Below are 25,686 nucleotides of genomic sequence, written 5' to 3' on the forward strand. Positions count from 1 at the left end.
TGGCCACCCCGCTCAGTCGGACTGACGGGCGACCAGCACATTGTCGAGAATGCCGAGCGCGTCGGGGACCAGGACGGCGGCCGAGTAGTAGCAGCTGACCAGGTAGGAGATGATCGACTGATCGTCGATGCCCTTGAACCGGACGTTCAGGCTGGGCTCGTACTCGTCCGGAATTCCGGTCTGGTGCAAGCCGATCACGCCCTGCTCCTTCTCGCCGGTGCGCATGGCGAGAATCGAGGTGGTCTGATTCGCGCTGACCGGGATCTTGCCGCACGGGAAGATCGGCACCCCACGCCAGGCCGGCACCCGATGGCCGTCCACCTCGACCGGGTCGGGATACAGTCCGCGCTTGGTGCATTCGCGGCCGAACGCGGCGATCGCCTTGGGGTGGGCCAGGAACAGCTTGGTGCTGCGCCGCATGGACAGCAGTTCGTCCATGTCGTCCGGGGTGGGTGCGCCGGACTCGCTGTAGATGCGCTGTTTGAGGTCACAGTTGTTGAGCAGACCGAAGTCCGGGTTGTTGACCAGGTCGTATTCGCGGCGCTCGTAGAGGGCCTCGATGGTCAGGCGCAACTGCTGCTCGATCTGATCCATCGGATCGTTGAACAGGTCGGCGACGCGGGTGTGCACGCGCAGCACCGACTGGCCCAGGCTGAGCTCGTATTCGCGGGGCTGGCCGTCGTAGTCGACGTAGGTGCCCTCGAGCAGCGGCTCCCCGGAATGGCCGGAGGAGATGACGATCTCGGCCTCGCCGTATTTGTTCTGAGGCAGCGCCGGCGCCTGCGCCACGGCCGAAAGGTGTTCGGCCAGAGCCGGAATGTTCGCGGTCAGCTGTTCCACGGTGGAACGAGACAGCACCAGCATGGTGGTGGGGGTGACCGTCTTGATGGTGACCGGCCAGATGGCGCCCGCGTCGGTGAGCGTCGCGTCGCCGAAGTAGTCGCCGCCACCGAGCATGCCGAGCTTGGTGGTCTCGCCGTATTCGCCGGTGCCGATCTTGGAGAGTTTGCCGTGCACGATGAGCAGCACCTGGTCCATCGGGTTGCCGAATTCGGCGACCACGGTGCCGGCGGGCAGGTCCCGCTGTTCGAAGCGCCCGGCCACGGTGGCCAGCACCTCTTCGTCGCCGAAGCCGCGCAGCTGCGGCAGTTCGGTCAGCTCGAGCGGGATGACCCGGGCGTGCGGGCCGTTGATGATGTACTCCACCTCGCCGTTGCCGACGGTGTGGGTGAGGCGGCGGTTGACCCGGTAGACACCGCCCTTGACCTGGGTCCACGGCAGGGAACGGGTCAGCCAGCGGGAGCTGATGCCCTGCATTTGCGGTTCGGACTTGGTGGTGTGGGCCAGCTGGCTGGCGGCGGCGGTGCTGAGGGATTTGCGTTGGCCGTTCTGGAGCTCGACGGGCAATTCGATGGTCATGCTGCGGTCCTCACCTCGAAGGGCCACCGCGGTTGTCAGCGGTGGAAGCCACGGCGAATCGGCAGACCCGAACGGGGCCTGCGGGAGTTAGTCGTGTGAGTGAATTGACAAGCGCGACACTGCGTTCCAGCGATACCGATGGTAGGTGTCCGGGAGTCGCGGCGGACCGAAAAGGCAAAACATGATGCCTGGAATGTTGCTGTATCCCGTAAACCCCGAACGCCCGGTTTGGTTAGCCACGAGTAGCTCGCATGGTGCTGGTCACAGCTCCGGCGCAGTAGGCTGGGGGTATGGCAAGCTCATCGGGACGCGTCGGGGCGGGTGACGCTGGTCAAGGCCAGGAAATGTCTGGGAGAGAAGCCGTGAAATTCAATACGAGGTCCGTCGTGGGTCCGATCGAGCGACTCGTCGCGACCGCGCAGAACGGGCTCGAGGTGATCCGGTTCGGGGGGCTGGTTCACGACATCGAGTCGTCGCCGTACGAAGTGGTCGAGCGCAAGCGGATGTACCGCCTGCGGCACTACTTCCCCGACGACACCGGCGCCGAGCGCCCCGTGGTGGTGCTGGTGCCGCCCATCATGGTGACCGCCGAGATCTGGGACGTGAATGCCGCCGATGGGGCGGTCGGCATTCTGCACCAGGGCGGAATCGATTGCTGGGTGGTCGATTTCGGCTCGCCCGCCACCGAGGAGGGCGGCTGGGACCGTGACCTCGCCGACCACGTGCTCGCGGTCTCCAGCGCCATCGACACGGTCACCGAGATCACCGGGCGCGCCGTGCATCTCATGGGGTACTCCCAGGGCGGCATGTTCGCCTACCAGACCGCGGCCTACCGCTACGGCAAGGGCATCGAGTCCATCGTCACCTTCGGCAGCCCGGTCGACGCCGTCGCCGGCATGCCCTTCGGCCTGCCGCACGGGCTGGCCGCCGACGCCGCCGACTTCCTCACCGACCATGTGCTGAACCGGCTGCCGATCACCGATTCCATGGTGCGCCTGGGCTTTCAAGCCCTGGATCCGGTCAAAACGGTCCGGTCCCGCCTGGACTTCCTGCGCCAGCTGCACAACCGCGAGGCCCTGCTGCCCAAGGAACGGCAGCGTCGCTTCCTGGAGGTCGACGGCTGGCTCGGCTACCCCGGGCCCGCGCTCACCGACCTGCTCCAGCAGTTCGTCAAGCACAATCGAATGATGCTGGGCGGCTTCGTGATCCGCGACCAGCTCATCTCGCTGGCCGAGATCAAGTGCCCGATCCTGGCCTTCGTCGGCGAGGTCGACGACATCGGCCAGCCCGCCGCCGTGCGCGGCATCGTGCGCGCCGCCCCCAACGCCGAGGTGTACGAGACCAGCATCGTGGCCGGGCATTTCGGACTCGTCTCGGGGTCCACCGCCACCAAGCAGACCTGGCCCGTGGTCCGCGACTGGGTCAACCACCTCAGCGGCCGCGGCGACCTGCCCGTGCAGGTGGACCGAATGAGCACCGAGGTGGTGCGCGGCGGACCGCGCACCGGGCTCACCCGGGTCGTGCACGCCCTGGGCACCCTGGCCGAGGCCGGGACCAGCGTCGGCAAGACCATCGAGGGCGTGGCCGGGCAGACTCTGCGCGGCACCGTCGAACTCACCAGCGAGGCCGCCCGCGCGCTGCCCCGGCTGACCCGCCTGGGCATGATCCAGCCGCACACCCGGATCTCGCTGGGCCGCTTGCTGTCCGAGCAGGCGCGCCGGGCTCCGCAGCGGGACCTGTTCCTGTTCGAGGATCGCGTCCACACCCAGGAGGCGGTGAACGAGCGCATCGACAACGTGGTGCGCGGGCTGATCTCGGTCGGCGTGCGCCCGGCCACCCGGGTCGGCGTGGTGATGGAGACCCGGCCCAGTGCGCTGGCCGCGATCGCCGCGCTCTCGCGGCTCGGCGCGGTGGCCGTGCTGCTCGCCCCGGGCAGTGAGCTGTCCAAGGTCGCCGAGCTGACCGGCACCAAGCTGATCATGGCCGATCCCGAGAACCTCGCCAGCGCGGCGGCCACCGGGCATCGGGTGCTGGTGCTCGGCGGTGGCGACGCCCGCGACATCGACATCCCGCTCGGCGCCGATGTCGTCGACATGGAGCAGATCGACCCCGCGAAGGTGGAGCTGCCCGCCTGGTACCGGCCGGATCCGGGCCTGGCCCGGGAGCTGGCCTTCATCCTGGTCACCGGTACCGGCGACAAGTTCGACGTCAAGTACGTCACCAACCATCGGTGGGCGCTGTCGGCGTTCGGCACCGCCTCGGCCGCGGATCTGGACCGCCACGACACCGTGTACTGCCTGGCGCCGTTGCACCATTCGTCCGGACTGCTGGTGAGCCTGGGCGGCGCGGTCGCCGGCGGCAGCCGCATCGCCCTGGCTCGCTCGCTGGAGCCGCCGCGCTTCGCCGAGGAGGTGCACCGCTACGGCGTCACCGTGGTCACCTACACCTGGACCATGCTGCGCGACGTCCTCGACGCCGACACCTTCCCCGCCGGGCATCCGCACCCGATCCGCCTGTTCATCGGCTCGGGCATGCCCGCCGGCCTGTGGCGGCGCGCCCAGGAGCGCTTCGCCCCGGCCAAGGTGCTGGAGTTCTACGCCTCCATCGAGGGAGACGTGGTGCTGGCCAACGTGTCCGGCGCGAAGATCGGGTCCAAGGGGCGTCCCGTCCCCGGCACCGCGCGCGTCGAACTCATCGCCTACGACCCGCTGACCGACGAGATCCTGGCCGAGGACAGCGGTTTCGCCCGCCGCTGCGCCGACAACGAGGTGGGCCTGCTCATCGGCACGGTGTCCGACAGCGTCGATCTGTCCGCGGGTGGTCTGCGCGGCGTGTTCGCGCCCGGCGACGCCTGGATGCCGACCGAGAACCTGTTCCGCCGCGACAGCGACGGCGACTACTGGCTGATGGACCGCACCGACACGGTGATCCCGACGCCGCGCGGACCGGTCTACACCCAGCCGATCGTGGACGTCCTCAACGACATCACCGCCGTCGACATGGAGGTCGCCTTCGCGCTCCCCGCGCGCGACCGCGTCCTGGCGGTGGCCGCGGTCAGCATTCGCGAGGGATTCTCCTTGGCCCCCAAGGACGTCACCGAAGCGGTCCGGGCCCTGGCCCCCGACCAGCGCCCCGACATCGTCTACGTCGTCGACGACATCCCACGCAGCTCCACCTTCCGCCCCTCCACCCGCGCGGTGCAGGCGGCGGGCCGAGCCGAACCCGACGACCGCACCTGGTGGTACAACCGGACCACCGACGCCTACGAGGTGCTGACCCCGGACCTGGCCGCCCGCCTGTTCGCCTGACCCCGAAAACCGCAGGTGCCCAGCCCGATTCGGGCTGGGCACCTACGTCTTTCGGTGACTACCGCGCCAGCGGCCGGAGCGCGCGCTCGACGAGCGCGGTGTCGCAGTGTTCCACGACCTCGGTGATCCGGCCGTCGGCCATGCGCAGGATCAGGCAGTAGGTTTGGGGGTAGGGCTCGCCGTCGAGAGTGGTGCCGACGCCGCGCGCCTGGACCACCACATGATCGCCGTCGGCCAGCACGCTGTCGGCCACCATTCGGTAGTCGCCCCGGAATTGCGCCATCAGCGGCCGCAGCAGGTCGTGCACCACAACGGTTTTCGGCTCCCACGTGCCCGCCCAGGACCAGACGCCGGGGAAGGTCCAGCGGCAGTCGTCGGACATGGCGTCGGTCAGGGCGCGGCCGTTGCCCTGCGCCAGCTCGTCGAAGACGGCGCGGATCGTGTTCTTGTTGTCGACGGTCGTGTTCTCCGCAGTGCTCATACCCGCGAACCTACGATCGAATCGGCCATGCGACCAGCGAGAGTTCGGCATGCCAGGTATGACTGGTTCGCATGGGTGAGTTCACGGTGACCGGATTGCGTGTGGTGCGGGAAGCGGCGCGATCGGGGTCGTTCACGCGCGCGGCCGAGCGGCTGGGCTACACGCAGCCGGCGGTGTCGCGGCAGGTCACGCTCATGGAGCAGGCCGCGGGCGCGGTCCTGTTCGAGCGGCGGGCGCGCGGCGTCCAGCCCACCGACGCCGGCCGGATCGTGCTGCGGCACGCCGAAACCGTGCTGGACGCACTCGCGGCAGCGGGGGACGAACTGCGAAACCCGCTGCCCTCCGGCCGCCTTCGCGTCGGGGCGTTCTCCTCCGCCACGGCCGCACTGGTTCCCACCGCCATCGCCGCTGTCACCACCCGAAATCCCGCCGTCCGCGTGCACTTACGCGAAGGCACCACCCCCGCGCTCCTGTCCGCCCTCACCAAGAACCGCATCGATGTGGCCGTGCTGTCCGGCGATCCGGACCGTCCCGGCGACACGACTTTCGAACCGCTCCTGGACGATTCGCTGTTCCTGGCTGTGCACCCCGCCCACCGCCTCGCCACCCGCGCCAGCGTCGCGGTCGTCGAACTCCGGGCCGAACCGTGGATCACCGGCAGCAACGACATCGGCAGCACCCTGCTCGGCGCCTGGTCCGGTCCGTCCTGGCACCCGCGCATCGCGCACACCGCCCGCGACTGGATCGCCAAACTGGGCCTGGTGTCCGCCGGTCTGGGTGTCACCATCGTCCCCGGCCTGGCGGTATCCGCCCTGCCCGCCCGACTCTCCATCATCCGCATCGACGACCCGCAGGCCCACCGCCCCACCCACCTGGCCTACCGCTCCGGAACCATCCCACCCGACCACCCGTTCCTCGAAGCCCTCCGCGACACCGCCGCCACCCTGGCCGCCGATATCCGCGCCCGGCTGCGCACATGACGTCGAAGGTCAACCCTGATCTGTTGCGCGCGGACGCCCCCGGAGGGACGTGTCTCCGGGGGCGTCGGTACGGCGGGTAGGGATTACGCGCCGGCGCTCAGGCTGCTCTGTGAGGTGCAGGAGGCGCTGCCGGTGCCGAGCAGGGCCGACAGCGGGCTCTGGGCCGATACGTTGACGTCGACCGACTGGCTGCTGATCAGTTCCTGGGTGGCGGTGATGGTGTGCTTGCCCGGGGTCTTCGGGATCCAGGTGATGGTGGCCTGGTTGGCGGCGAGCACCACGCTGGACTGGCCGAATTCCTGGCCGTTGTCGCTGAACTTGACGGTGAACACGCTGCCCAGCAGGGAGGTGTTCGCGGTGACCAGGTACGAGCACCCGACCACCGGGTTCTGGCTCGCGACCACCACGTTGTTGATCACCGCGCTCGCGGACGGCGCCGCCAGGACCGCGACCGCGGCCAGGGCGCCGAAGGCGCCCGCTCCGTAACCAGCACGCTGCATGTTGCCCATATGTCTACCTCTCGATCCTGTCGGCCACACGCGCCGACTGGATGTGAAAGGTATCCGCTCCACACTTCCCGTGAGCGATTTCGACAAAAATTCTCTCAGAAACTTTTCAGCCCCTGAGCTGGGCAAATGACCAGATTTGTTTGGTCATGTGACCAGATTCGGGGCTAGACGGCGAAGCTGGTGACACCCTCGACGACCCGCGTCAACTGCGCCTCGGTCAGACCCGGCCACAGCGGCAACCGGACCAGCGTCGCGGAGAACTCGGCGCTGCGGACACACGGATTCGGCGTGCGGCCCAGCTTCAAACCGGCGGGGGAGGAGTCCAGCGGGACGTAGTGGAACGGCGCCACGATGCCCAGGCCCGACAGGTGCGAGATGAGGGCGTCCCGGCGATCCTCCGTGGGGACACGCAGGTAGTACAGGTGCGCGGTGTGCTCACGGTCCGAGGGCACCGTCATCAGCTGAATGTCGTTGCGGCCCGCCCACTCCGGCAGCGCCGCCGCGTAGGTGTCCCACACCCGGTGCCGGTTCGACTGGATGGTCTCGAACTCCGCCAGCTGGGCATCGAGCACCGCCGCGTTCAATTCGCTGGGCAGATACGAGGATCCGATGTCCTGCCACGAGTACTTGTCCACCGCGCCGCGCAGGAAGCGGGCCCGGTCGGTGCCCTTCTCCCGGATGATCTCCGCACGCGCCATCAGGATCTCGTCGGTGAGCAGCACCGCGCCGCCCTCGCCGCAGTGCACGTTCTTGGTGTCGTGGAACGACAGCGCGCCCACGGTGCCGATGCTGCCCAGCGGACGCCCGCGATACGAGCCGCCCAGCCCGTGCGCGTTGTCCTCGATGATCGCGAACCCGTGCGTGTCGGCCAGCCGTTGCAGGCCTTCCATATCGGCGGCCACACCGCCGTAGTGGATCACCACGACGGCCTTGGTGCGCGGGGTGACTGCCGCGGCCACCGACTCCGGATCCAGGCTGCCGGTCGCGAGATCGATGTCGGCGAACACCACGGTGGAGCCGCGCAACGCCATCGAGGTGGCGGTCGAGGTGAACGCGAAGCTCGGGACGATCACCTCGTCCTCGGGCCCGAGTTCCAGCAGCAGCCCGGCCATTTCGAGCGCGTGCGTGCACGAGGTGGTGAGTAGCGCGTGCGGCGCGCCGGTGATGTCGCGCAGCTTCGAGGTGGCCGCCGCGGTGAAGGGACCGTCGCCGTGGCTGTGATCGGACGTCAGCACGGCTTCCACATTCGGCAGCTCGCGCGCGGCGCGGAACGGGCGGCTGAAGATGATGCGGTCACTGCTCACGCGCGGGGATCCCCCTCGATACGAAGTGCGTTGTCGTCGTAGCCGATTCCGGCGCCCGCCAGCTGCTCGGGCCGCGGCGTCGGCGAATCCACCGTCAGATACAGCGGCTTGCCCACCAGCACATGCAGTGCCACACCCAGGTATTCGGCGATCAGGCCCAGCGAGAACAGCACCGCGCCCGAGCACAGCAGCAGCACCGTCATCAGCGAGGCCCAGCCCGCCGGGTCCGAGCCGCTGTCGGTGAGCGCGTGGTACACCACCCAGCCCGCCATGCCCAGCCCGCCCAGCGCCAGCGTCACACCCAGCATGCTCACCAGGCGCAGGCCGCGAGTTCCGCTGCACAGCACCATCTTCCAGAACAGCGAGAACAGCCGCCGATAGTTGTAGCCGGATTCCTCACGGCCCTCGGCGCGCAACTGCACCGGCACCTGCGCCACGTCGCCCACCACCCAGGTGAGCGCCACATCCAGGTACACGCCGTTGGACGCCACCCGCGCCAGCTGCCGCGCGATATCGCCGCGGATCATCCGGTAGCTCTCGAACCGGGTCGAGTCGGGGAAGGCGAACAGGGTCGCCAGCACCAGCTTCGCGCCACGCGAGGTGATATTGCGCAGGAAGCCGTGCGGGCGGGTGTTGACCGGCTTGGAGTAGACCAGGTCGGCGCGCTGGGACAGGGCGGCGTCGAGGAAGTCGGCGATGAACGCCGGATCGTGCTGGCCGTCCTCGTCCATGGTGACCGTCCAGTCGCCCTGCGCGGCGGCCATGCCCGCGATGGTGGCGGCGTCCTGACCGTAGTTACGGCTCAGCCACACCACCCGCACCTGCGGGTAGGTCGCGGCGAGCTCGCGCAGCGCCACATCGGAGCGGTCGGGGCCGTGGTCGTGCACCAGCACGATCTCCTCGACCCGGAAGCTCGCGCCCTGCGGCGTGGTCACCGGTTCGCCGAGCTTGTCCAGCTCGCTCACCAAAGCGGCGATGGTGTCCTCACCGCGGTACACGGGCACCACGACGGAGACCGCGTGCACCCGCTCCGGGCGCTCGCCGCCGGAGGTCACGCTGGGGTCGCTCGCGTAGATGCGGGCGGACGGAATCGGCATCAGCTGAATGTACTTTCGATGACGGAGTGCGCCGGAACTCCACACCGGAAACCGGAGCCCGAGCCGCCGTGAACTCTAACACGCTGCTCGGCGCGGCATTCGGTGCGAAGTGTCGACATCGGACCATCATTGCCCATCACCGGCGGACGCACCGGACCGGCGTAAGCGCCATGGACGGTCCAGGCGTCGATACCGGTGCCGCGCCGAGCGTGTGCGCCATCGCCGCGCCCGGTCGAATGCCGTCCGTGAGCGGGGCGTGAGAACCGGCGACGAGCACGGCGTCAGTGCCATCGACAGCACCGCCCTGTAGGGTCTGGAACTCGTGGTGGACAGCTCAGTTTCCCAGGCGGTCGGGGCCGCCGAATCCGGGCAGGACGAAGGCGCGGCGCGGGGCACGACCCGGCGCGAGGTGTATCGCTGGGGCGGCGTGACCGTGCTCGGTGTGATCCTCGGCTATCTCGCCGTGGTGCTGGCCAACCCCCGCCACTTCTTCACCGACGACACCGAATCCCAGTACACCGGACTGTGGGTGTTCTTCGGGCGCGCGTTCCGTGACGGCCACTTCCCGCTGCTGCAGCCGCAGCAGTGGATGACCGGCAACTACACCAATGAGGAAGCGGGACTGTTCAACCCGCCGCAGCTGCTGATCGACCTGATCGCGCCCTCGGTGCCGAACCTGGCCCTCTACGCCACCATCGTGAAGGCGATCTTCGCAATCATCACCGGCCTCGGCGTGTACCGGGTCTGCCTGGCCTACGGTTCGCGCCCGCAGTGGGCCGCGGTCGCCGGCGTCGCCATGCCGTTCACCGGATTCTTCCTGTTCTTCGACTCGGCCAGCTGGTTCACCGCGATGGCCGGCACCGCCTGGATGATCCACGCCTGGGCGTCCTCGGAGCGCTACCTGCGCGGACAGGGCGGGCCCATCCCGGTTTTCGGGTACCTGTACCTGGCGATCTCGGTGCAGTACGTGTTCCCCTCGGTCGAGGCCGTGCTCATGCTCCTCGCGGTGGCCGTGGGCTACCTGGTGTGCCGCGGACCGCGCACCTGGCCGCAGTGGCGCGACGCGTTCGGCCCGCTGCTGCGCCTGGCCGCCGCCGCGGGCTGCGCGGGCGCGGCGGGCCTGCTGACCTTCCTTCCGTCGATGCTGTCGGCGCAGGTGAGCTGGCGCGGCAACTCGCAGATCAATAACGACCAGTTCCTGACGGTGCCGTGGTCGGAGTCGCTGAACCCGAGTCTGCCCACCACCATGCCCGCGTTCACCTCGTGGTGGGGTTATGTGCAGCCGCTGCCCATGACCTACATCGCCTGGTTCCTGATTCCGGCGCTGGCCTTCGTGGATTGGAAGGCGGCGCAGAAACACTGGAAGCAGTTCGTCGCCATCGCCCTGTTCGCGCTGATGGCGCTCATGTGGACCGCCGGGCCCGGCACCGTCGGCCCGCTGCGCTGGCCCGCCCGCGTGCTGCCGATGCTGGCGCTCGGACTGCTGGTGCTGGTGTGCGTGCTGCTGGGCCGCTTCGCGACGCTGAAGGACCGCAACAACCGGATCATCGCCGGGCTGGTGCTGGTGCTGGCGCTGTGGGTGCGCACCTTCTCCGCCGACCCGCACCGGGTGCTGTGGCACCTGGGTTCGGCGGCCGTGGTGATCGCGCTGGGCGTGGGCGCGGTGTGGCTGGGCCGCACCCGCGGCGCGTCCGGTGCGACCGCCCTGGTGATCGCCGCGATGGTGCCGATCGCGTGGTTCCAGGTGTGGTGGGTGCAGCCGACCCCCATGTCGTGGAACCTGCCCGCGAACCGCAACGAGGCCATGGCCGCGTTCCCGAAGTTCGACACCGGCACCACCTTGCAGCTCGCCGAACGCGGCCTGCTGCAGCCCGCCGACAAGAGCCTCGACGGCGCCTACGGCTCCCTGGTGTGGGGCAACTACGCCAAGGACCTGGAGAAGGACTACGTCAACGGCTATACGCCCAACGGGCACTTCTACTTCGGTGAAATGCTGTGTATGCGGTGGGATTCCAGCGTCTGCCCCGACTCCTACCACCGCCTGTTCAGCCCCGAGCCGACCACCGGCCGCGTCCTCGCCGACCTGATGCTCATCGACCGGGTCGTGGTGCAGAAGGCCATGCTCCCCGAGGTGGGTGACCAGCCCGCCCCCGAGGGCTGGCACTTCGTCGACGTCCCCGGCCACGACAAGTACATCTGGGTGCTCGAGCGCGACAACGGCCCGATCTCCACGGTCAACGGCCGCGTCGGCGACGCCCACGACGTCACCGCCACCTCGCTCGAGGAGACCGACAGCACCAGCCGCGTGCGCGTCTCGTCGGAGACCGGCGGCCGCGTCACCTTCGCCCGCCTGGGCTGGCCCGGCTACCGGGTGACCCTCAACGGCAAGACCATCCCGTTCCACACCGTCGCGAAAGTCTTCGTCGCCGTGGATATTCCGGCCGGCACCGACAATGCCGAACTGGAGCTGAGCTGGCGGCCGCCGGGCTGGAAGATCGGAATGGCCGGCGCCGCGGCCGGACTCACAGGAGTCGGACTGCTGCAGTGGCTCTACGTGCGCTCGCGCCGCCGCGGCGTGGACGCGCCCGCCGCCGAGCAGCTCGACGACGATCAGGACCGCGAACTGGTGGGCACGGCGAAGTGACCGACGCGCAGCGCAAGCCGACCGGCACCGCACCCGTGGTTACCGGCCACGTGCCCGCCGACGCCGCGTCGCAGCATGCTGGTCCCGCGCCCGTGGAGACCGCGCCGGCCGGGCCGCTGCTTCGGCTGGTGCGCCGCCAGGAGGTCGCCTTCGCGCTGGTCGGCGGCTTCAACACGCTGATGGGCATGGTGCTCACCATCTTCTGGCTGACCGTCCTGGGCGATTCGGTGTCCGAGGATGTGGCCGCCGCCCTGTCGGTGGCGCTGGCCTACGCCGTCGGCATGGTGATCGCCTTCGCCCTGCACCGCACCCTGGTTTTCCGGGTCCGGGGCCACGTGCTGCGCGACTTCGTCGCCTTCGTCGGGGTGAACGCGGTCGGCATGGTCCTCAACATGGTGCTGTTGCAGCTGGCGGTCTCTCTGCTGCACGCGCCCGCCAAACCGGCCGCCGTCGTGGTCATGGGCCTGGTCGCGGTGGCCAGCTTCTTCGGCCACCGCCACATCAGCTTCCGCCGCCCCGCCGATTCCGCCGCCGTGCACCCCGACCGGTAGGTTGTCGTTCATGTCGGAGGAAATCCTGGACCCCACCCTGCTGAGCCTGCTCGCCTGCCCGCAGGACAAGGGCCCGCTGCAGCTGGTCCACACCGCCACCGGTGACACCGTGCTCTACAACCCCCGCCTGCGCCGCGCCTACCCGGTCGAGAACGGCATCCCGGTGCTGCTCGTCGACGAGGCCCGCGACGTCGCCGACGACGAGCACACCCTGTTCCTCACCCAGGACTAACTCTCCAGCGGCAGATCGCCGGTGAAATAGCGTTGCAGCGTGGGGCCGATGGTGGCGGCCAGCTGGTCGATCGGCATGGAGGCGATCGGTTCCAGGCGCAGGATCTTGCGGGTCACCAGCAGCCCCGCGAGCTGGGAGGCCGCCAGGACCGCGCGTTGCGCGCCGGTGCCGGGCGGCGAATCCACCCGGGGGCGAATCTCTTTCAGCACGACCTCCAGCAGGAAGGTGCGCGCCAGCGTCGGATCGTCGCTGGCGAGCATGCTGCGGAAGGCCGCCACCGCGGGCATGCCGACCGGGGAGTCCCAGATGCCGACCACCGTGCGAATGATGTGCTCGCCCAAGCCCTCCACCGGCACGACGGCGAAACCGGCCAGGATCTCCTGCGGGTCGATGGGCAATTGCAGTGCGGCGGCGAACAATTGGTGCTTGGTGCCGAAATAGTGGTGCACCAGGGCCGGATCCACACTCGCCGCGGTGGCGATCGAGCGGATGGACGCCTTGTCGAAGCCGACCTCGGAGAACCGGAACCGGGCGGCGTCGAGGATCGCCTCCCGGGTGCCGGAATTGCCGGGCCGCCGGCCGCTGCGGGCGCCGTTGGCTCGGGTCACGGGGTGCGCCGGCGTAGCGTGGCCGCGGCCAGACTGAGCGCGACCGCTGCGAAGCCGGCCACGATCAGGATGTCGCGCCACATCTGGCCGGTCGCACCGGTATTCGACGACACCTGCTCGAGCGCGTCGACGGCATAACTGAGCGGCAGCACATTGCTGATCGCCTCCAGCCAGCTCGGCAGCTGCCCGCGCGGCACCAGCAGCCCGCACAGGAAGAACTGCGGCAACACGATCACCGGCATGAACTGCACGGCCTGGAACTCGGTGCGGGCGAACGCGCTGGCCAACAGGCCCAGTGCCACCCCCAGTACGGCGTCGATCACCGCGATCAGCACCACCAGCGCCGGACTGCCCGCCGCGTTCAGACCCAGCAGCCAGAACGCGACCAGGCACGCGACGCCCGCCTGCGCGGCCGCCGCGATGGAGAAGGCGGTGCCGTACCCGGCCAGCAGGTCCAGCTTGGACAGCGGGGTGGTCATCAGCCGCTCGAGCGTGCCCGAAACCCGTTCGCGCTGCATGGCGATGGCGGTGATCAGGAACATCACCACGAACGGCAGGATGCCGAGCATGGTGATGCCGATGCGGTCGAACAACCGGGGTGCGCCGGGCAGCATCGGATAGTTCTTGTACACGAAATACAGCAGCGTCATGAGCAGCGCGGGCACCGCCACGATCATGGCGACGGTGCGGTGGTCGGCGCGCAACTGCCGCAGGATGCGCACGGTGGTGGCGGTGTAGCAGCCCAGCGGGCGCGGGCCCGCCGGGCGCGCTCCATCCTTTACCGAAAAGGTCGCGGTCACAGCTCTTCTCCCATCCGGATCAGCTTCAGGAAGGCGTTCTCCAGACTGGATTCGCCGGTGTCGGAACGTAATTCGGCCGGGGTGAGCTGGGCCAGCAGGCGACCCTCGCGCATGAGCAGCAGCCGGTCGCAGTGCTCGGCCTCGTCCATGACGTGGCTCGAAACCAGCAGGGTGCGGCCTTGTTTCGCGAGTGCGTCGAACTGCTCCCAGAGGTCCGCGCGCAGAACGGGGTCGAGGCCGACCGTCGGCTCGTCCAGCACCAGCAGCTCCGGATCGGCCACCAGCGCGCAGGCCAGCGACACCCGGGTCCGCTGCCCGCCCGACAGCTCACTGCCGCGATACCCGGCGTGGCTGCTCAAACCGACCGCGGCCAGGGCGGTTTCGGTCCCGGCGGAGGTGGCCCCGTACAGCGCGCCGAAGTAGGCGACATTGTCGGCGACGGTGAGGTCGTCGTAGATGCTCGGCGCCTGGGTCACGTACCCGACCCGTCGCCGCAGCGCGCGCGATCCGGCGTCGTCGCCGAGCACGCGCACGGTCCCGGATTCGATGATCTGCGTGCCGACGATGCTGCGCATGAGCGTCGTCTTCCCGCACCCCGACGGTCCCAGCAGTCCGGTGATGCTGCCCCGGGGGACGGTCAGGGAGATGTCCTGCAGAACCTGATGTCCGCCGCGCCGCACTTCGAGGTGCTCGATGGCGATGGCGTCGGTGGTTGTCGCTGGTGCCGTCACGGTTACCCTCAATTCATCGAGTGTTGAATTCACTACGTGATGAATTGTGCGCCCGGCGGCCGCCCGGAGGCAAGACCCCGGTGCGTGTCGCCCGCCGCCGATCTGACCAAATGGTGACGAACCACGCGAGGTCGGCCGGTCCGGGCGCATTCCGGCGGTCCGGCGACCACAATCGCCGCATGCGTGTACTCCTGACCGGCGCAGCCGGATTCATCGGCTCGCACATCCACCGCGCGGCCCTGGCCGCCGGACACCAGGTCGTGGCCGCCGACCTCATGCTCGCCGCCGCCCACGGCGCCGGCGCCGTCCCGCCGCCGGGCATCGTCCGGGTCGACGTGCGCGACCCGGACGCACTGGCCGGCCTGCTGCGGGGCGTCGACGCGGTCTGCCATCAGGCGGCCGTGGTCGGCGCGGGCGTCAGCGCGCAGGACGCGCCCGCCTACGCCAGCCACAACGACCTAGGCACCGCCGTGCTGCTGGCGGCCATGGACCGGGCCCGCTGCCGCCACCTGGTGCTGGCCTCGTCCATGGTGGTCTACGGCGAGGGCCGCTACGTCGACTCCGCGGGCGACCCGGTCGACCCGGCCCCGCGCACCCGCGCCGACCTCGGCGAGGGCCGCTTCGACCACCGCGGTCCCGACGGCCGACCGCTCACCTGGGCGCCCATCGACGAGGACGCGCCGCTGCGCCCGCGCAGCCTCTACGCCGCCTCCAAGGTGGCGCAGGAGCACTACGCCATCGCCTGGGCCGCCGCCACCGGCGGCACCGTCACCGCGCTGCGCTACCACAATGTCTACGGCCCGGAAATGCCCAGGGATACACCGTATTCCGGTGTCGCGGCCATCTTCCGGTCCGCGCTCGAGGCGGGGGAGGCCCCGCGGGTCTTCGAAGACGGCACGCAGGCCCGCGATTTCGTACACGTCCGCGATATCGCCGCAGCCAATGTCGCCGCCCTCGAACAACCCCTGGACGCGTTCACTCCGCTCAACATCGCCTCCGGCACGCCGATCGCGATCGGCGATGTCGCTGCGATCCTGGCGACGGCCTGCGGCGGCAAACAGCCCGTGGTGACCGGCGAATACCGCTCCGGAGACGTCCGCCACATCGTGGCCAGCCCCGAACGCGCCCGTCGCGCACTGGGTTTCGCCGCCGCCGTCACCCCGACCGCGGGCCTGGCCGAATTCGCCATCGCACCCCTGCGTCCCGCGGCCGGCACCGGAGCGCCCACCTGGCGGTGATTCCGCCCGCGGCGGTCACCAGTTCGTCAGGATCAAATGATTGAGAACGAGCGCCCCCGCCGCCTGCACCACCAGCCAGAACCGGGCGCTGTGGCGGGGGAGCAGCGCGGTGGCCGCCAGCGCCCACACATCGAACGGCAGCCAGATGCGTTCGGTCTCGGCCTTGCTCAATCCGCTGATGTCGGCGATCAGGATGGCGATCAGCCCGGCCGCCGCCATCAGCGCCGCGGGATCGACCCGGGATCGCCAGCGGGACAACCAGTCCCGCGCCGGGCGCACCGGCAGCACCTCCAGCTCGACCAGCACCCGGCAGCCCGCGGCGGCGGTCGCCAGACCCACCGCGCACACCGTCGCCGCGAGATTGCCCCACACCCAGTACAGGTACGGCCGCTCATGGGCGATGCCCTGGTAGTACCGCTGCACCACCAGGTGATAGCCGGTGAACCACCAGAATCCGGCCGCCGCGAACGCCGCCACCACGGCCAGCGCCCCCGCCAGCGCCGGCAGCGCGGGCCGGAAGGACCGGGCCAGCAGCACGGCCGCGGCCGGAACCGCCATCAGCACAAGGCCGTAACTCAGGAAGACGGTGAATCCGAACAGCAGGCCCGACCCGACCGCGGCGAGCAGCCAGCCCCGCTCCAGCCGCGTCGCGACCGCCAGCAGCGCCACCGCCCACGCCGCCACCCCCGCGAACAGCCCGTCGGCCGACACCGCGATCCAGATCGCCGCGGGCATCAGCGCCAGGAAAGGCGCTGCGGCGCGGGCCCGATGCTCGGACCCCAGCGCCCGCAGCGCGCACGGTACGGCCGCCGCGGCGCTGGTCCCGGCCAGCAGGCACAGCAGTCCCGCCCACGCCCCGCCGCCGAGCCCGATCCGGTCCAGCCCCACGAACACCAGCAGCGCGCCCGGCGGATGCCCGGATACGTGGGTGGTCCAGGAATCCGGCTGGAAATCCAGGATGCGCCCGGAGAATCCGCGCACCATCGCCCCGATGTCGTGTACTCCGCCGACCTCGTGCAGGTATTCGTCGCCGGAGGTGAGGCGCCCCGCGAAGCCGCGCTGCCAGCCGTCCACCATGGCCAACGCGAACGCCCACGCCGCCGCCGTCGCCCACGCGGTGAGCAGCAGCCTCGGCCACGACAGCCGCCGCGCCAGCTCCGGCCCGAAGCGCACCACCGCCGCGGCGATCACCACCGCGGGCACCGTGCCCCAGCCCAGATGCGGGAGCCAGCCGCCGAAGATCGGTGCGGCCCCGGCATAGAGCTTGTCCCGCCAGGGTTTGCCCGCGATTCGCGGTAGCAGGAAGGCGGCGAGGACGAGCAGAAAGGCCGCGAGTGCGCCGTAGGCGTCGACGCGAGTGGAGACGTAGCGCGCGACCCTCGTCGCGGATGCGTTCGCCATGCCGGAAACCATAGGCCCCGAAACCCGCCGGAACTGTTCGGATCGGCATTCTTGCTGCTCCCGTCATACTTTCGTCATGCGTGTCTCGGGGCCGGAAGACCCCGTTTGGGCTTACGGTCGACGCCATGACCGAGATGGACTCCGAACCCGGGGTCACGGTGGTGATCCCCTGTCGGGACGAGGCGGACGCCTTGCCCGGCGTACTGTCGGCAATTCCCGTGGACTACCGGGTGATCGTGGTGGACAACGGCTCCACCGACGACACCGCGGCCGTGGCCCGCGCCGCCGGCGCGACGGTGGTGACCGAATCGACCCCCGGTTACGGCAGCGCCGTGCACGCCGGCGTCGATGCCGCCCGTACCGAACTGGTCGCCGTCCTCGACGGCGACGGCTCCCTCGACCCCCGTGAACTACCGCGTCTGGTGGCCGAATTCGCCCCCGGCGTCGACATGGTGGTCGGCCGCCGCCGCGCCGTTCCCGGCGCGCTACCCCTGCACGCGCGAATCGGCAACTGGGCCTTCGCCTTCCGGCTGCGCCGCCGCTACGGCCTGAAGGTGCACGACATCGCCGCCATGCGCGTCACCCGCCGCGACCGGCTGCAGGCGCTCGGCCACCTGCACGCCCGGTCCGGCTATCCACTGGCGCTGCTCACCGGCGCGGCCCGCGCCGGCTGGCTGGTGCTGGAACGCGACATCACCTATCGGCCGCGGACTCACGGCGAGTCCAAGGTCTCCGGTTCCTGGCTCGGCACCGTGCGTGCCGCCCGAGACTTCTGGAGCGTGCGATGACCATCGGGATCGACCACAGCCCCCTCGACCACGACGACACCGTCGCCGCCACTCTGCTCGTGGTGGCCAAATCACCCATCGCGGGATTCGCCAAAACCCGCCTGACCCCGCAATTCTCACCCGTCGACGCCGCCTACCTGGCCGCCTGCGCCCTGCTCGACACCCTGGACGCGGCCCGCGAGAGCGGCATCCGCCACTGCGTCGTCGCCTGGACCGGTGACCTGGACCGTGCGGAACGCTCGGTCGAACTGGCCGCCGCCCTGCGCGAGGTGACCGTCGTCCCGCAACGCGGCGACAGCTTCGGCGAACGCCTCGCCAACGCCCACGTCGACGCCGCCGAATTGGGCGTCCCCGTGCTGCAGATCGGGATGGACACCCCGCAGGCCGACCCCGGCCTGCTGGCCCGGTCCGCGACCCGCCTGGTGGCCACCGGCGACACCGTCCTCGGACCCGCCGCCGACGGCGGCTGGTGGGCGCTGGGCCTGTCCGATCCGCGTCCGGCCCACCTGCTCGCCGACATCCCCATGTCGACCGCCCGCACCGGTGAGCTCACCGAGACCGCCCTGCGGCACAGCGGTTTCCGCGTCCACGCACTGCCGACGCTCACCGACGTGGACACGTATTCGGACGCCATCGCGGTGGCGTCGGTGTCCCGGGGACGTTTCGCGCGCGCCGTCACCGACCTGGTGACCACGAAAACCCCTGTCCCACTCTGAGATCCACCAGCTGAAAGGAGCCCGCGGTGCAGCCGAGTCAGCCCACCGAAGCCGCGGACCCCGGTCCCCACCCGATCGAGCCGCCCGGTCCCGCCGGGCGGCCCGGCCCCGCAACCGAACGACCCGCACTTTTACTGCCGGAATCGCTGTCCCGCAGGCTGAGCCCCGCACGATCGACCGCCGTGGCCGCACGCACCGGTGTGGCGCTGGGTGTGGGGATCACCATCCTGTTCGCGACCGGGCTGATCAGCCACCTGATCCAGCATCCGCCGGACTGGTTCCGGTGGCCCGCGCATCCGGTGTGGCTGTACCGCGTCACCCAGGGCACGCACGTCACCGTCGGGGTCATGATGATCCCGTTGCTGCTGGTGAAGCTGTGGTCGGTGTACCCGCGGTTCTTCATCAAACCGTCGCTGCGGCACGGGCTCGCGGAGCTGCTCGAGCGGCTGTCGGTGGCGGTGCTGATCGGCGCGGTGCTGTTCCAGATCGTCACCGGGCTGTTCAACACCGCGCAGTTCTATCCGTGGAAGTTCTTCTTCACCACCACGCACCACGCCATGGCGTACGTGGCTTTCGGTGCGGTGGTGGTGCATGTGGCGGTCAAGCTTCCCGTGGTGCGGCAAGCCTTGTCGCGGCCCGTCGATGATCCGACACCGACCGCGGGACCCTCGACGGAATCTGTTCCGCACCAGGGTATCTCGCGGCGGACGGTGCTCGTCGCGGCCGGTTTGGGAGCGGTGGTGGCGGGGGTCGCGGTGGCCGGCCAGTCGATTCCGTTCCTGCGCTGGGCGTCACTGCTCGCGCCGCGCAGCGGACACGGGCCGCAGGGCGTTCCGATCAACCGGACGGCCGCGGCCGCCGCGGTCACCGACACCGCGCGCTCCCCGCTGTACGCGTTGACGGTGAAAGTCGATGGCCGGGAACGGGCCTTCTCGCGCGCGGACCTCGAGGCCATGCCCCAGCACGACAGCGCCCTCCCGATCGCGTGCGTCGAAGGGTGGAGCGCCCAAGGCCACTGGTCCGGGGTGCGCCTGCGTGATCTCCTGGCCGCGGTCGGCGAATACCGCGGTGGCGATGTGCGTTTCACGTCCCTGGAAACGACCGGCATCTACGATTCGTCGGTGCTGCCGCACACCCACGTCGTGGACGCCTCGACCCTGATCGCGCTGCGCCTGCACGGCGAGGACCTGGCCCTCGACCACGGTTATCCGTGCCGCCTCATCGCCCCGAACCGTCCGGGAGTGCTGCAGACCAAATGGCTGAAATCCATCGAGGAACTGTCATGACGGGCCTGCGAATCCTGCTGGGCGCGTCGGGAATCGCCATCGCCGCCTACGGCGTCGACCTGCTGCTGAAGATGAGCACAACGGACCTGAGATCGGTCGCGCTGTGGTTCATCGGCGCGATCGTCGCCGAGAACCTGATCTTCGGGCCGATCGCCGCCCTCGCCGGTGTGCTCGGGCATTACGTTCTCCCCGCCCGCTGGTGGCCCGTCTACACCGCGGGCGCGTTCGTCAGCCTCGCCCTGATCCTGATCGCCGTCCCGGTGCTCGGCCGCGAGGGCGCGGTGCCGGGCAACCACACCATCCTCGACCGGAATTACACCGTCGGCCTGCTGATCTCGCTGGCCGCGGTGTGGGCCGTGGCCGCCGCGTGCTTGCTCACCGCCGCCCGGCGGACTCCAGCAGCGGCAGCCGGATCTCGAATCGAGCCCCCTGCGCACGGTTCCGCGCCGTGATGTCGCCGTGGTGCGCGGCCACCAGCCCCGCGGCGATGGCCAATCCCATGCCGCTGCTGCTGCCGAGTTCGGCCGCGCCGGGGGAGCGGGCCGAGCTGCCGCGATACGCGACCTCGAAGATGCGTGGCAGGTCGGTGTCGGAGATGCCGGGGCCGGTGTCGTCGACGCGCGTCCACGCCTGCCCGCCGTCGGTGCCGGCCGAGATGTCGATGCGTCCGCCGGGCGGGGTGTGGGCGATGGCATTGGCCACCAGATTGGTCAGCACCCGGCCCAATGCCCGCTCACTGCCGGCCACCACGATCTTGTCCTCGGGCTGGGTGGCGGACAACGTGATCCGGGCGCGCTCGGCGGTCGGCCGATTGGTCGCCAGCACCTCGTCGATCACCTCGCGCAGATCCACCGGTTCCAGGTGCAGTCGCAGCGCCCCCGCATTGATCTTCGACATCTCGAACAGGTCGTCCACCATCGAGGAGAGCCGATTCGTCTCGCGCACGATCTGATCCGCGTACCGCTGCACGTCCTCGGGCTGCGACACCACGCCGTCGGTGAGCGCCTCACCCATGGCGCGGATCCCGGCCAGCGGCGTCCGCAGATCATGGCTGACCCAGGCCACCAGCTCCCGCCGCGATTGCTCCGCGGCCCGCTCCTGTTCCAGCATCTCGCGTTCCCACACGGTGGCGCGGGCCTGCTCGCGCCCCAGCAGAATCGCCGCGGGCACCGTCACGGCGGTGACCACCGCCAATACCACCGCGGTGCGCTCGAACTCGGCCCCGAACATAAGCCCGCTCACCGCGACCACGCCGCACAGTGTGGCCAGCGTCGGAATCAGTACCAGCACAGCCATGCTGGTGGTCATGGCGCGACCGCGGGTGTAGCGCAGCAGCAGCGCGCCGATCACCACCACCGGCAGCGTGCCCGCCAGCGCGTACCCGATCAGGCCGGGGGTATCAGTCGGCATCGGCGCCTTCCTTCGACGGCTCGGCGCCGAGATCGGCACGGCCCCAAGCGTATCCGCGACCCCACACCGTCTCGATGCGATGCGCGCCGCCCAGTTTGGCGCGCAACCGCTTTACGTGCACGGTCACCGTGGACAGATCGCCGAAGTTCCAGCCCCACACCTCCGCGAGCAGTTCCTGCCGGCTGAAGACCCGCCGCTGATGCGCGAGCAGGAACGCCAGCAGATCGAACTCGCGGGCCGTCAACTCCACCGGCGCCCCGTCCGCCACCACCGTTCGCGCGGCCCGATGCAGTTCGACCCCGTCCCCGCGCAGCACTTCCTCGGCCACCGGCTGGGGATGCGTGCGCCGCAGCACCGAGGCCACCCGCAACGCCAACTCCCGCGGACTGAACGGTTTGGTCACATAGTCGTCGGCCCCCGCCTGCAACCCGATCACCCGGTCGTCCTCCTCACCGAGTGCGGTCAGCAGGATGATCGGCATGTCCGGATGCGGTCCCGCCCGCACCGCCCGCGTCAACTCGATCCCGTCCGGCCCCGGCATCATCACGTCCAGCACGGCCAGGTCGATCTCGTTGCGCGCCAGCACCGCCGCGGTCTGTGCCCCGTCCGCGGTCTCGACGACCTCGAGCCCGTCCCGCTCCAGATACCGCCGCACCACCTCGCGCACCACGGGATCGTCGTCCGCCACCAGTATCCGCATCGCCCTCAACTCCCGATCGACCTGCCACCCCGACTCCACCCTAGGACGCGGCCCACGCGGAACCACCTGGTCGAGGGAGTTTCGGCGCGCATGTCATGGTTTCGTCACCCGCGCCGCGGCAAATGCGGCGGGGAGCGCCGCCCGGATCTACGATCTGCACGTGACCAGCGAAATGTCCGGTTCAGCACCCGAACTCGAGGCCGAAGGCGGCCAGGTCCGGGCCTCCACCCTGGAACTGTTCTTCGACCTCGTGTTCGTCTTCACCATCACCCAGCTCACCCACGCCTTCACCCATCACCCCGGCTGGGGTGAACTGGGGCACGTGGCGCTGATGTTCGCGCTGATCTGGTGGATGTACAGCGGGTACGTGTTCCTCACCAACGAGGTCGCGCCGAACAACTCGGCGCGCCGCACCTTCCTGCTGTTCGGCATGTTCGGCTTCTTCGTCATCGCCATCGCGATACCGAGCGCGTTCGGCGGCTCCGGACTGGCCTTCGGACTCGGATACCTCGTGGTGAACATCGTGCACAGCGTCATGTTCGCGACCTCGGGCGGTGCGGGGGCCAGCAAGGCGATGTGGCGGCTCGCCCCGCTCAACACCACCTCCGCGCTGCTGGTGCTCGCGGGCGGCCTCACCCACGGCGGGTGGCGGGCCGTGCTGTGGACCGTCGCCGTGGTGGTGCAGGTGGTCTCGCCCTATCTGATCCGCGCCGAGGGATTCGCGGTGCGCCCCAGCCACTTCTGCGAACGCCACGGCCTGGTCGTGATCATCGCGCTCGGCGAATCCGTGGTGGCCATCGGCGCGAACCTGACCGGCATGGACCTCACCGTCGGCCTGGTCGCGACCGCCGGGCTCGGCCTCACCCTCGGATATGTGCTGTGGTGGGCCTTTTTCGGCTTCGACGACGAGCGCGGCGAACAGGCGCTGGCCGCGCTGCCGGGCCCGGCCCGGATCCGCCCGGCCGTCTTCGCCTACGGCTACGCGCTGTTCGTCCTGGTGCTCGGCATCATCCTGACCGCCGCGGGCATCTCCATGACCATCGCGCACGGCAACGAGCCCGCGAGTACCGCTGCGGCCCTGGCGCTCTCGGGCGGCGTGGCCGTGTTCTTCGTCGGGCAGGCCCTGTTCCGGCTGGTGCTCGGCATTCCCCGGGCCTGGCTGCGGCTGGTCGGCGCGGTCGCCGTGCTGGCCACCGCGCCGATGGGCGTCGCCTGGGTGGCCTGGGGGCAGCTGCTGCTGATGATGCTCGTCGCCTACGGCTTCGTCATCGCCGACGACCTGCTGCGCGTGCGCGCCGGCGAACGCAGCGCCTACATCCTGTCGCCGATGGTGATGGGGCATCGGGTCTTCCGCGACGGCGACAGCTGACGCGCACCCGCCGTCGCGGGGCGGGCACTCAATCCCGTTGCGGCACAGCGCAACCGTCGGGCCCGCAGGCGTCGCCATCGGCGACCATCGCCAGCTGCGGCGCGTGATCGCTCCACGCCTGCTCCAACGCCTGCGTGAACACCTCCGCCGGCTGCGCGCCCGACACCCCGTACTTGCGGTCGAGCACGAAGAACGGCACCCCGCGCGCCCCGAGTCGCGCGGCCTCGGCCTCGTCGGCGCGCACCGCGTCGGCGTAGGCGTCGGGATCGGCGAGCACGGCCCGTACGGCCGCCGCGTCGAATCCGGCCGACACCGCGACCTCGACCAGCCGCTCGGTGTCACCGAACAGCGCCCGCTCCTCGGCGAAATTGGCCGCGTACAAGGCGTCCAGCATCTGCTCCTGCCGGCCCTGTTCCAGCGCGAAGTGCAGCAGCCGGTGCATATCGAAGCTGTTGCCGAAATCGCGGCCCGAGGTGACATAGGTCAGCCCGGCCGCCTCGGCCTGCGCCCCGAGCCCGCGCTCGTTGGCGGCGGCCTGCGCCTCGCTGATGCCGTACTTCTCGGCGATGTGCGGGACCACCGCGTCGCTGTGGTCCTTGGGCAGCGTCGGGTCCAGTTCGAAGGACCGGTGCACCACAGTGACGGCGTCCTTGTGCGGGAAGGCGTCCAGGGCCTCCTCGAAACGACGCTTGCCCAGGTAGCAGAACGGGCAGTTGATATCGGTCCAGATCTCGACCTGTACGGCCATCACACCTCACTCCGACGCTGTTTCCGCAGGCCGGGGGCCCGGCCAACCCAACTACCAACCGGTGACCGGGCCCGAATGTTCCGGCGTGATCCAGGTCACAGCCCCGGGCTGTCACGTTCGGGCGGGCTGTCCTGTCCCATAGCCGACCACATCGGAACGACACCCGAGGAGCCGGACATGAACGCCACCACCAACACCCACGAGATCGCCGTCCTCGGCGCCGGCTACACCGGCATGATGGCCGCGGTCCGCCTGGCCCGCCGCACCCGCAAGCTGAACGTCCGCATCACCCTGGTGAACCCGTCGGAGCGGTTCACCGAACGGCTGCGCATGCACCAGGTCGCCGCCGGACAGGAACTGGCCGACCACCGCATCCCCGACCTGCTGGCCGGATCGGGCGTGGTCTTCCACCGGGCCGCCGCGGTCGCGCTCGACGCCGCCGCCCGCGTCGTCACCCTCGACGACGGCGGCGCACTGCACTACGACACCCTGATCTACGCCCTGGGCAGCCACGCCGACACCACGATCGTCCCCGGCGCCGACGACCACGCCTGGACCCTCGACGATCCGCGCCGGGCCCGCCGATTCTCGCAGCGGCTCACCGAGATCGCCGCGGTCGCGGGTACGGTCACCGTCGTCGGCGGCGGTCTGACCGGCATCGAGGCCGCCACCGAGATCGCCGAAGCACACCCGGGCCTCACCGTCACCCTGATCGGCGCGGCGGAACCGGGAAACATGATGGGCGACAAGGCCCGCGCCCACCTCGAGCGCGCCCTGGACCGCCTGCGCATCGTCCGCCGGACCGGCGCGCAGGTCGCCAAGGTGCTGCCCGACGCCGTGCGCCTGACCACCGGGGAACTGATCGCCTCGGACCTGACGCTGTGGACCGCGGGCGTCACCGTGTCGCCGCTGGCCGGACAGGCCGGAATCGCCGTGGACGAGCGGGGCCGGATCATCACCGACACCACCCTGCGTTCGGTCTCGCACCCGGAGATCCTGCCCATCGGCGACGCCGCCGCGATCCGCATGCCCTTCGGCGTCCTGCACGGCACCTGCCAGAGCGGCATGCCCACCGCCGCCTACGCCGCCGACGCCCTGGCCCGGCGACTGCGCGGAAAGACCGTGCGGGCCTTCCGTTTCGGCTACGTCCACCAGCCCGTCAGCCTGGGCCGCGAAGACGCCGTCATCCAGTTCACCAACGCCGACGACACCCCGCGCCGCTGGTACCTGAAGGGCCGCGCCGCGGTCGCCTACAAGGAGATGGTCAGCGCCAGCCCGGTGCCGACCTACAAGCTGAGCAAGCACGTCACCATGCAGGCGCAGCTCAGCAACGGCGGTCGCGCGACCCGTGCGCTGGCATGAGGTA

Annotated in this window: 24 protein-coding genes; 12 read left to right on the forward strand and 12 right to left on the reverse strand. The window is 70.1% G+C overall.

The window, feature by feature from the left end:
• Nucleotides 1-12: 12 nt before the first annotated feature.
• Nucleotides 13-1,419, reverse strand: coding sequence for a family 2B encapsulin nanocompartment shell protein (locus ACYVKL_RS05005; protein ID WP_379170737.1), 1,407 nt, complete (start codon nt 1,417-1,419; stop codon nt 13-15).
• A 344-nt stretch (nt 1,420-1,763) separates the two neighbouring features.
• On the opposite strand from ACYVKL_RS05005, the gene ACYVKL_RS05010 reads away from it, so the two are divergent.
• The gene (locus ACYVKL_RS05010) at nt 1,764-4,727 is read left to right on the forward strand and encodes an AMP-binding protein (RefSeq protein WP_379170735.1); all 2,964 of its coding nucleotides are present in this window, start codon (nt 1,764-1,766) and stop codon (nt 4,725-4,727) included.
• A gap of 58 nt (nt 4,728-4,785) precedes the next feature.
• Here ACYVKL_RS05010 and ACYVKL_RS05015 read toward each other — a convergent pair whose 3' ends face one another.
• On the reverse strand, nt 4,786-5,208 hold the full coding sequence (locus ACYVKL_RS05015; RefSeq protein WP_379170733.1) for a nuclear transport factor 2 family protein: 423 nt from the start codon (nt 5,206-5,208) through the stop codon (nt 4,786-4,788).
• A gap of 71 nt (nt 5,209-5,279) precedes the next feature.
• Between ACYVKL_RS05015 and ACYVKL_RS05020 the strand changes: the two genes are divergently transcribed.
• The gene (locus tag ACYVKL_RS05020) at nt 5,280-6,188 is read left to right on the forward strand and encodes a LysR family transcriptional regulator (protein WP_379170731.1); all 909 of its coding nucleotides are present in this window, start codon (nt 5,280-5,282) and stop codon (nt 6,186-6,188) included.
• 83 nt (nt 6,189-6,271) lie between these two features.
• Here the strand turns inward: ACYVKL_RS05020 and ACYVKL_RS05025 are convergent, their stop codons facing one another.
• From ACYVKL_RS05025 to ACYVKL_RS05035, 3 genes are all read right to left on the reverse strand, one after another.
• Nucleotides 6,272-6,697: a hypothetical protein gene (locus ACYVKL_RS05025; RefSeq protein WP_379170729.1), complete on the reverse strand. Its 426-nt coding sequence runs from the start codon at nt 6,695-6,697 to the stop codon at nt 6,272-6,274.
• Nucleotides 6,698-6,861: 164 nt separating this feature from the next.
• The gene (gene rffA / locus ACYVKL_RS05030; RefSeq protein ID WP_379170726.1) at nt 6,862-8,001 is read right to left on the reverse strand and encodes a dTDP-4-amino-4,6-dideoxygalactose transaminase; all 1,140 of its coding nucleotides are present in this window, start codon (nt 7,999-8,001) and stop codon (nt 6,862-6,864) included.
• Entirely contained in the window at nt 7,998-9,026 is a 1,029-nt protein-coding gene (locus ACYVKL_RS05035; RefSeq protein ID WP_379171442.1) for a glycosyltransferase, read from the reverse strand. Before ACYVKL_RS05035 ends, rffA begins: the two co-directional genes overlap by 4 nt.
• Before the next feature lie 481 nt (nt 9,027-9,507).
• Here ACYVKL_RS05035 and ACYVKL_RS05040 point away from each other — a divergent pair, with 481 nt between their 5' ends.
• From ACYVKL_RS05040 to ACYVKL_RS05050, 3 genes are read left to right on the forward strand one after another with little or no spacing between them, the layout of a single operon-like run.
• Nucleotides 9,508-11,742 (forward strand): hypothetical protein, encoded by a 2,235-nt coding sequence (locus ACYVKL_RS05040; protein WP_379171440.1) that lies wholly within the window; start codon nt 9,508-9,510, stop codon nt 11,740-11,742.
• Nucleotides 11,739-12,293, forward strand: coding sequence for a GtrA family protein (locus tag ACYVKL_RS05045; RefSeq protein ID WP_379170724.1), 555 nt, complete (start codon nt 11,739-11,741; stop codon nt 12,291-12,293). The genes ACYVKL_RS05040 and ACYVKL_RS05045 overlap by 4 nt, the downstream gene beginning before the upstream one ends.
• 10 nt (nt 12,294-12,303) lie before the next feature.
• On the forward strand, nt 12,304-12,525 hold the full coding sequence (locus tag ACYVKL_RS05050) for a Trm112 family protein (RefSeq protein WP_379170721.1): 222 nt from the start codon (nt 12,304-12,306) through the stop codon (nt 12,523-12,525).
• Here ACYVKL_RS05050 and ACYVKL_RS05055 read toward each other — a convergent pair.
• Genes ACYVKL_RS05055 through ACYVKL_RS05065 form a run of 3 tightly spaced genes read right to left on the reverse strand, consistent with a single transcriptional unit; the run spans nt 12,522 to nt 14,664 of the window.
• Nucleotides 12,522-13,133 (reverse strand): TetR/AcrR family transcriptional regulator, encoded by a 612-nt coding sequence (locus tag ACYVKL_RS05055; RefSeq protein ID WP_379170719.1) that lies wholly within the window; start codon nt 13,131-13,133, stop codon nt 12,522-12,524. The two genes, ACYVKL_RS05050 and ACYVKL_RS05055, sit on opposite strands and share 4 nt — an antisense overlap.
• Entirely contained in the window at nt 13,130-13,879 is a 750-nt protein-coding gene (locus tag ACYVKL_RS05060) for an ABC transporter permease (RefSeq protein WP_379171438.1), read from the reverse strand. Before ACYVKL_RS05060 ends, ACYVKL_RS05055 begins: the two co-directional genes overlap by 4 nt.
• Before the next feature lie 50 nt (nt 13,880-13,929).
• Nucleotides 13,930-14,664 (reverse strand): ABC transporter ATP-binding protein, encoded by a 735-nt coding sequence (locus ACYVKL_RS05065; protein WP_379170716.1) that lies wholly within the window; start codon nt 14,662-14,664, stop codon nt 13,930-13,932.
• A 179-nt stretch (nt 14,665-14,843) separates the two neighbouring features.
• Between ACYVKL_RS05065 and ACYVKL_RS05070 the strand changes: the two genes are divergently transcribed.
• The gene (locus ACYVKL_RS05070) at nt 14,844-15,902 is read left to right on the forward strand and encodes an NAD-dependent epimerase/dehydratase family protein (RefSeq protein WP_379170714.1); all 1,059 of its coding nucleotides are present in this window, start codon (nt 14,844-14,846) and stop codon (nt 15,900-15,902) included.
• A 15-nt stretch (nt 15,903-15,917) separates the two neighbouring features.
• Here the strand turns inward: ACYVKL_RS05070 and ACYVKL_RS05075 are convergent, their stop codons facing one another.
• Nucleotides 15,918-17,303 (reverse strand): hypothetical protein, encoded by a 1,386-nt coding sequence (locus ACYVKL_RS05075; protein WP_379170712.1) that lies wholly within the window; start codon nt 17,301-17,303, stop codon nt 15,918-15,920.
• Nucleotides 17,304-17,437: 134 nt separating this feature from the next.
• On the opposite strand from ACYVKL_RS05075, the gene ACYVKL_RS05080 reads away from it, so the two are divergent.
• The 4 genes from ACYVKL_RS05080 to ACYVKL_RS05095 are packed head-to-tail and all read left to right on the forward strand — an operon-like array spanning nt 17,438 to nt 20,545.
• A complete protein-coding gene (locus ACYVKL_RS05080; protein ID WP_379171436.1) occupies nt 17,438-18,091 on the forward strand; it encodes a glycosyltransferase family 2 protein in 654 nt (217 codons plus the stop codon).
• Nucleotides 18,088-18,807 carry a TIGR04282 family arsenosugar biosynthesis glycosyltransferase gene (locus ACYVKL_RS05085; protein WP_379170710.1) on the forward strand — a complete coding sequence of 240 codons (720 nt, stop codon included), beginning with the start codon at nt 18,088-18,090 and terminating at the stop codon, nt 18,805-18,807. The genes ACYVKL_RS05080 and ACYVKL_RS05085 overlap by 4 nt, the downstream gene beginning before the upstream one ends.
• A 26-nt stretch (nt 18,808-18,833) precedes the next feature.
• Nucleotides 18,834-20,093 (forward strand): molybdopterin-dependent oxidoreductase, encoded by a 1,260-nt coding sequence (locus ACYVKL_RS05090; RefSeq protein ID WP_379170708.1) that lies wholly within the window; start codon nt 18,834-18,836, stop codon nt 20,091-20,093.
• A complete protein-coding gene (locus ACYVKL_RS05095; RefSeq protein ID WP_379170706.1) occupies nt 20,090-20,545 on the forward strand; it encodes a hypothetical protein in 456 nt (151 codons plus the stop codon). The genes ACYVKL_RS05090 and ACYVKL_RS05095 overlap by 4 nt, the downstream gene beginning before the upstream one ends.
• Here the strand turns inward: ACYVKL_RS05095 and ACYVKL_RS05100 are convergent.
• Both ACYVKL_RS05100 and ACYVKL_RS05105 read right to left on the reverse strand, forming a co-directional pair.
• Nucleotides 20,469-21,503, reverse strand: a complete 1,035-nt coding sequence (locus ACYVKL_RS05100) for a sensor histidine kinase (RefSeq protein WP_357202826.1) — start codon at nt 21,501-21,503, stop codon at nt 20,469-20,471. The two genes, ACYVKL_RS05095 and ACYVKL_RS05100, sit on opposite strands and share 77 nt — an antisense overlap.
• On the reverse strand, nt 21,493-22,203 hold the full coding sequence (locus tag ACYVKL_RS05105) for a response regulator transcription factor (protein WP_379170704.1): 711 nt from the start codon (nt 22,201-22,203) through the stop codon (nt 21,493-21,495). Before ACYVKL_RS05105 ends, ACYVKL_RS05100 begins: the two co-directional genes overlap by 11 nt.
• 160 nt (nt 22,204-22,363) lie before the next feature.
• Between ACYVKL_RS05105 and ACYVKL_RS05110 the strand changes: the two genes are divergently transcribed.
• Nucleotides 22,364-23,572, forward strand: a complete 1,209-nt coding sequence (locus ACYVKL_RS05110) for a low temperature requirement protein A (RefSeq protein ID WP_379170702.1) — start codon at nt 22,364-22,366, stop codon at nt 23,570-23,572.
• 28 nt (nt 23,573-23,600) lie between these two features.
• Here ACYVKL_RS05110 and ACYVKL_RS05115 read toward each other — a convergent pair whose 3' ends face one another.
• Nucleotides 23,601-24,320, reverse strand: a complete 720-nt coding sequence (locus ACYVKL_RS05115) for a DsbA family oxidoreductase (RefSeq protein WP_379170699.1) — start codon at nt 24,318-24,320, stop codon at nt 23,601-23,603.
• Nucleotides 24,321-24,497: 177 nt separating this feature from the next.
• Between ACYVKL_RS05115 and ACYVKL_RS05120 the strand changes: the two genes are divergently transcribed.
• Nucleotides 24,498-25,682, forward strand: a complete 1,185-nt coding sequence (locus ACYVKL_RS05120; protein ID WP_379170697.1) for an NAD(P)/FAD-dependent oxidoreductase — start codon at nt 24,498-24,500, stop codon at nt 25,680-25,682.
• Nucleotides 25,683-25,686: the final 4 nt, after the last annotated feature.

It is taken from the genome of Nocardia tengchongensis (assembly GCF_054781395.1).

Excerpts from the sequence above, each read along its gene's own strand:
- ACYVKL_RS05070 (WP_379170714.1), top strand. The coding sequence starts at position 14,844 with ATGCGTGTACTCCTGACCGGCGCAGCCGGATTCATCGGCTCGCACATC.
- ACYVKL_RS05025 (WP_379170729.1), bottom strand. The coding sequence starts at position 6,697 with ATGGGCAACATGCAGCGTGCTGGTTACGGAGCGGGCGCCTTCGGCGCC.
- ACYVKL_RS05075 (WP_379170712.1), bottom strand. The coding sequence starts at position 17,303 with ATGGCGAACGCATCCGCGACGAGGGTCGCGCGCTACGTCTCCACTCGC.
- ACYVKL_RS05120 (WP_379170697.1), top strand. The coding sequence starts at position 24,498 with ATGAACGCCACCACCAACACCCACGAGATCGCCGTCCTCGGCGCCGGC.
- ACYVKL_RS05005 (WP_379170737.1), bottom strand. The coding sequence starts at position 1,419 with ATGACCATCGAATTGCCCGTCGAGCTCCAGAACGGCCAACGCAAATCC.
- ACYVKL_RS05095 (WP_379170706.1), top strand. The coding sequence starts at position 20,090 with ATGACGGGCCTGCGAATCCTGCTGGGCGCGTCGGGAATCGCCATCGCC.
- ACYVKL_RS05015 (WP_379170733.1), bottom strand. The coding sequence starts at position 5,208 with ATGAGCACTGCGGAGAACACGACCGTCGACAACAAGAACACGATCCGC.
- ACYVKL_RS05115 (WP_379170699.1), bottom strand. The coding sequence starts at position 24,320 with ATGGCCGTACAGGTCGAGATCTGGACCGATATCAACTGCCCGTTCTGC.
- ACYVKL_RS05085 (WP_379170710.1), top strand. The coding sequence starts at position 18,088 with ATGACCATCGGGATCGACCACAGCCCCCTCGACCACGACGACACCGTC.
- ACYVKL_RS05080 (WP_379171436.1), top strand. The coding sequence starts at position 17,438 with ATGGACTCCGAACCCGGGGTCACGGTGGTGATCCCCTGTCGGGACGAG.
- ACYVKL_RS05050 (WP_379170721.1), top strand. The coding sequence starts at position 12,304 with ATGTCGGAGGAAATCCTGGACCCCACCCTGCTGAGCCTGCTCGCCTGC.
- ACYVKL_RS05100 (WP_357202826.1), bottom strand. The coding sequence starts at position 21,503 with ATGCCGACTGATACCCCCGGCCTGATCGGGTACGCGCTGGCGGGCACG.
- ACYVKL_RS05105 (WP_379170704.1), bottom strand. The coding sequence starts at position 22,203 with ATGCGGATACTGGTGGCGGACGACGATCCCGTGGTGCGCGAGGTGGTG.
- ACYVKL_RS05020 (WP_379170731.1), top strand. The coding sequence starts at position 5,280 with ATGGGTGAGTTCACGGTGACCGGATTGCGTGTGGTGCGGGAAGCGGCG.
- ACYVKL_RS05010 (WP_379170735.1), top strand. The coding sequence starts at position 1,764 with ATGTCTGGGAGAGAAGCCGTGAAATTCAATACGAGGTCCGTCGTGGGT.